The following is a 4,557-nucleotide window of genomic DNA, read 5'->3' as shown; positions in this document are numbered from 1 at the left end:
TCTGCGATCTCCCCTCCACCGACCATCCCAAAACGATTCATATCTTGTTTTGGGATGCGGTCTGAATTTTGTCAACCCTTTTTTGTAAGACTTTACTCATGTTTTTCAACGGTTTTTTGCACCGAATTCAGCTAAAACAGCTCCTAAATGATAGGTAATCGTTGTCTTACCTTCAGAGGGCATTGCAGAAGTGAAAGCCAAAACCTTGATCCTGTTTGTAGCTGCACCAAGATAGCGTAAATTCATGGCTAGAGAGCGCAAGGATTCTGTAAATGCTGACTGCTGATCACTCGATAATCTTCTTTGTTCTTCGATTCGAGCACCGACTATATGTCCCCGGATACGGGGAATAGTTCCTAATAAAGATAGCCCCGTTAGTTGCTTTAAATCTTCGACCTGTTTTACCTTCTGGTCTAAACGCTCCAGCAGGAATGCCGCTCCTACCCCAGACAATCCTCCCATAAGTAAAGCCAAAATCAAATTCAGTTTGATATTGGGAGAAATAGGATCTTCTGGTAGGTAAGGAGACTCAAGAATCTCCCAAGGGGCAATTTCTTGAGCTTCAGCAATCTGTAACTCTTGCCGTTTTTCTAGTAAGTTATTGACTGCTTGGGATCTAACTTCTAACTGACGCTGTAGCTCGGTATACACTTGCTGGAGTTGGGGAATTTGCTGAAACTGAGCTGCCACTTCAGTTTGAGCTTTACGAATAGCCTCTAGCTGGTTTTCCTGAGCGGCAAATCCTGTCTCTAGAGCAAGTAATTGATTAGTTAGTGTTTGGCGAGTTTCCCCGTATCCCACTACCTGGTTAATATCAATTTGTGAGCTTGCTGACCCCAGGATGCTTTGGGTACGCTTCTGCAATAGATTCTGTATTTGGTTACGCTTCAGTTGTAAGCTTTCCACCGCAGGATGATTATCCTGGAAACGAGTTAGCTCTAGAGCCAGCTCGGATTCTAGTTCTGTCAGTTGATTAGCTAAGTTTTTATAGTAAGGATCTTGGCTGAGAACCGAATTTGCTAAAGCTGCTTGGGGTTGTTGACCTGCTTCTTGTAGCTGTTGGCGTAATTCCTGTAACTGTCGCTGAGTCTGACTCAGAGCAATTTCTACTTCCTGCTCCTGTTGCACAAGAGATTGCTTGAGTTCAGATACCTGAAGAGCATAAGCTTCTGGTTCCACAATACCATAGCGTTCTCGAAAGCTACGCAGAATTGATGTGGTTGCATTTAGGGCTTGTTGTGCTTTCGGTAGTTGCTCATCAATAAACTGAATTGCATTGGTTGCCTGGGAGCGCTGCCGCTCTATACTGTAATCGACATAGGTATAACTGAGAGCTTCTAGTACTTTTTGAGCCCTTTGGGGATTTGTGTCTTGGTATGAAACGATCAGTACATCAGCATCCCCTACCTGACGAATCGACATGTTTTCGATTACTTCTTTAACAGACAGTTTGTCAAAAGAGCTTTCTGGGGGGCTAATTGCCTTAGCAACCAAAGAGCGACTTTTAAGAATCTCAATTTCGGTAGATAAATTTTCCTTATTTTTAGGTTTTTCTGTTTCTTGTAACCCACCAACATCAGGCACGGAAGCTTCCCGATACATTAGGATCAGCATCTCTGACTCATATTCAGGGGTCTTGAGAAAAGTCGCTGCTGCCCCCCCTGCAAAAACTGTCGTTCCCACTGCTAATGCCGTTTTCCAAAACCGAAGCAGAATCGACCCCAGTTTAAATAGGTTAATCTCCTCTTGTCCGGTCTCAACACTCTCAGTCTTTACTTCCATGCTCATGTTCTGTTAAGTAGTTCTGGTGAGCGAGAACTATTCTATCTAGAGTGAAAAAGAATTTCACTTGAGTAAACGCTGATTAATACTACAAGTGCTAACTAGATAATCAGGAAAATTAATACCCCACTTTCCGCACTTGAGCTTGTAGCATCAAGTAGTTATGGCCAAAAGCTTTCCATTACAAAGGCTATAGTCATCATGAGTAAGTTGTTGTGCATTTAAATTAGATATTATTTAGTTACAAAAAAAAACCGTCAAACCCTATATACCTGGGCATTGCTGATTCTTGGTATGATTCCCAATAGCATTTATATTTGAGTGGTAATCATCAATAAAACCAACAAAATGTTGAGGTAAATAACTAACTAAAAAAAACGTTATTATTTTGATATAAAACCAATCTCTCGATTATTAATACACCTTCAAAACTCTAAATCCGGATAGTTATCAAAAATTGAATAGCTACTGGATTTAGAAAGCGATAACACTAGTGTGTGAATAGTTTGTGAATTACTTTCAACTTAAAAAAGCGTGAAATTATTTCCAGACAAATTTTTCAGAAAACTATGAAGACTACCGAAAGCACCGGACATGATATTAGATCATTTCCGGTTAATCACTTCCCAACCCAAATAGTCCCTAAATTTTTGGTAAGCTGTCGCGCATTTAAACGACCTTGTCTTGATGCACACCTAACTACCTGTTTGTGGATGGTGGTAGCGCTAATCCAAACGGCATTGCTGAATCTTCGAATGAATATGAGTGGGGTGGGCATCCTGCCTGCCCGGAAATGAAACGGGCAAGATGCCCATGGCACCACAGCCAAGATGCCCATGGCACCACAGCCAAGATGCCTGTTCTACCAAGATGCCCATTCCACCACGGGCAAGATGCCCATAGCACCACAGGCAAGATGCCTGTTCTACTATTATCCCCTGTTCCCTGTTCTCTGTTCCCTATTCCCTACTTCTGCAAGAAATCTATTCTATACCAATTGGAAATCGTCACCACTCAATTGATCTAGATGCACATCCTCAATCACAAGGGTTCCACCAGTCTTAGGAGAAAGAACAACACCCTTGTCACTGTCAGATAGGATACCAGATTTTACTGCTCTATGAAACCACTGTTGAGGATCAATGGCACCAAAGCCCTTCAATTTAATCAGATCTGCACCAATTTCAAAGTCCTCGATCACATCCACGTCACCATGGCGGAAGCTACTGCCCTTAGTGAACAAAAACTGATCATGACCAGCACCACCAACTAACGTATCACTACCACGACCACCATTAATCCTGTCATCACCACCACCACCAGTGATGTGGTCATTACCACGACCACCCACTAAACGATCCTTACCACCACCACCATTAATCGTGTCATTACCACGACCACCATTAATCGTGTCACGACCAGTGCCACCATCAAGCACATCCTTACCAGCACCCCCTTTAATTACATCCTTGCCTCCATCCCCGGAGAGGGTATCATTACCACCACGACCGACAATAGTATCGTTACCCTTTCCACCACTAATGTGGTCATTACGACGAGTACCAATCAGTTTGTCATCCCCTGGGGTACCGGTTGACCCTGGTTTAACTGGCACCAGACCAGCATCCCATACCAATTGGTCAATCCCTTCTGGCAAGAATCGAGTGATCGGACCGATAGTAACACGACCGGTATTGGGATCAACATCACTATCTATGGGACTATCGGTATCAATAAACTGTCGTGGGTCATTATCTTGGGTAGTAAAAGTAAACCCTTCCGGTGCAACGAATTCCAGGGTATAACGAGTAGAAAGGTCATCCGGGATATTCTCAAATAGATAGAAACCAGGATTCTCATTATTATCATCATTCGTAGTAGTTGTCTGGATTAGGTTACCGTTGATGTCGAAGAGATTAACAGTAACGCCATTGACACCATTTTCAGGAGGCTCATTTTGGAGACCATCTCTGTTGCTGTCTAACCAAACATAATTGCCAATAGAACCAGTAGGATCATTCGGATTTGGTTCTGGTAGTGGTACCGGAGTAGGCAATGGGTTTGGGTGTGAATTGGAATTGTCGCTATCGTTGATTACTATCATGGTTACTTTCCTATTAATGAAATGTATGTTTATAGGGAATAGGGAATAGGGAGTAGGGAACAGGGAACAGGGAACAGGGAACAGTTACGTAGGGTGCGTTAGGAACCGGCTCGCCCTCATTTTTTCGGTTCCCACTATTGGGACAGCCGGTTCCGTAACGCACCACCGGGTCTGATTAGGCTAGAAACCCCTATATCAAATAAGTAATCAATCAGACTTGAGATGTTGCTAATCCCAGACCTATCTAAAAAATGGAACAATAGGCTCAATCTGTCCCGCCATTTTGGCCATAGTTGCAAAACGTTACAAATTGAGTTCTGATGTAGATATGATGTAGGGTGGGCAGTGGTTTATTAAGGGATAGTAATAGTTGAAAATCGGATAGAGCACTGCCCACCAGAGCCAGATATACATGTAGGGTGGGCATAAATAAAGATGTAGGGTGGGCAGTGCTTTTTCAAGGGATAGTAATAGTTGAAAATCGGATAGAGCACTGCCCACCAGAGCCAGATATACATGTAGGGTGGGCATAAATAAAGATGTAGGGTGGGCAGTGGTTTATTAAGGGATAGTAATAGTTGAAAATCGGATAGAGCACTGCCCACCAGCCAGATATACATGTAGGGTGGGCAGTGCTCTATCCGATAGAGCACTGCCCACCCTACATGTAA

General features: G+C 43.2%; 5 protein-coding genes. 1 reads left to right on the top strand and 4 read right to left on the bottom strand.

Annotated elements, in window-relative coordinates; genetic code table 11:
• Positions 1 to 105: 105 nt before the first annotated feature.
• On the bottom strand, positions 106 to 1,788 hold the full coding sequence (locus tag F6K20_RS25460; protein ID WP_287296492.1) for a GumC family protein: 1,683 nt from the start codon (positions 1,786 to 1,788) through the stop codon (positions 106 to 108).
• A gap of 703 nt (positions 1,789 to 2,491) precedes the next feature.
• On the opposite strand from F6K20_RS25460, the gene F6K20_RS25455 reads away from it, so the two are divergent.
• Positions 2,492 to 2,809: a hypothetical protein gene (locus F6K20_RS25455; protein WP_131826893.1), complete on the top strand. Its 318-nt coding sequence runs from the start codon at positions 2,492 to 2,494 to the stop codon at positions 2,807 to 2,809.
• Here the strand turns inward: F6K20_RS25455 and F6K20_RS25450 are convergent.
• The 3 genes from F6K20_RS25450 to F6K20_RS25440 form a co-directional block, all read right to left on the bottom strand.
• Positions 2,771 to 3,886 carry an SdrD B-like domain-containing protein gene (locus tag F6K20_RS25450; RefSeq protein WP_008184960.1) on the bottom strand — a complete coding sequence of 372 codons (1,116 nt, stop codon included), beginning with the start codon at positions 3,884 to 3,886 and terminating at the stop codon, positions 2,771 to 2,773. The two genes, F6K20_RS25455 and F6K20_RS25450, sit on opposite strands and share 39 nt — an antisense overlap.
• Before the next feature lie 13 nt (positions 3,887 to 3,899).
• The gene (locus F6K20_RS25445; protein ID WP_158026203.1) at positions 3,900 to 4,052 is read right to left on the bottom strand and encodes a hypothetical protein; all 153 of its coding nucleotides are present in this window, start codon (positions 4,050 to 4,052) and stop codon (positions 3,900 to 3,902) included.
• A gap of 187 nt (positions 4,053 to 4,239) precedes the next feature.
• The coding region (locus F6K20_RS25440) for a hypothetical protein (RefSeq protein ID WP_287296490.1) at positions 4,240 to 4,557 on the bottom strand (318 nt) is incomplete at its 5' end.

Origin of the sequence: Moorena sp. SIO2C4, from assembly GCF_010672485.1 — a bacterium.
Classification (GTDB): domain Bacteria; phylum Cyanobacteriota; class Cyanobacteriia; order Cyanobacteriales; family Coleofasciculaceae; genus Moorena; species Moorena producens.
The sequence above is the reverse complement of the archived record's forward strand: the minus strand, read 5'-3'. Positions and strand labels throughout refer to the sequence as shown.

Excerpts from the sequence above, each read along its gene's own strand:
- F6K20_RS25450 (WP_008184960.1), bottom strand. The coding sequence starts at position 3,886 with ATGATAGTAATCAACGATAGCGACAATTCCAATTCACACCCAAACCCA.
- F6K20_RS25460 (WP_287296492.1), bottom strand. The coding sequence starts at position 1,788 with ATGAGCATGGAAGTAAAGACTGAGAGTGTTGAGACCGGACAAGAGGAG.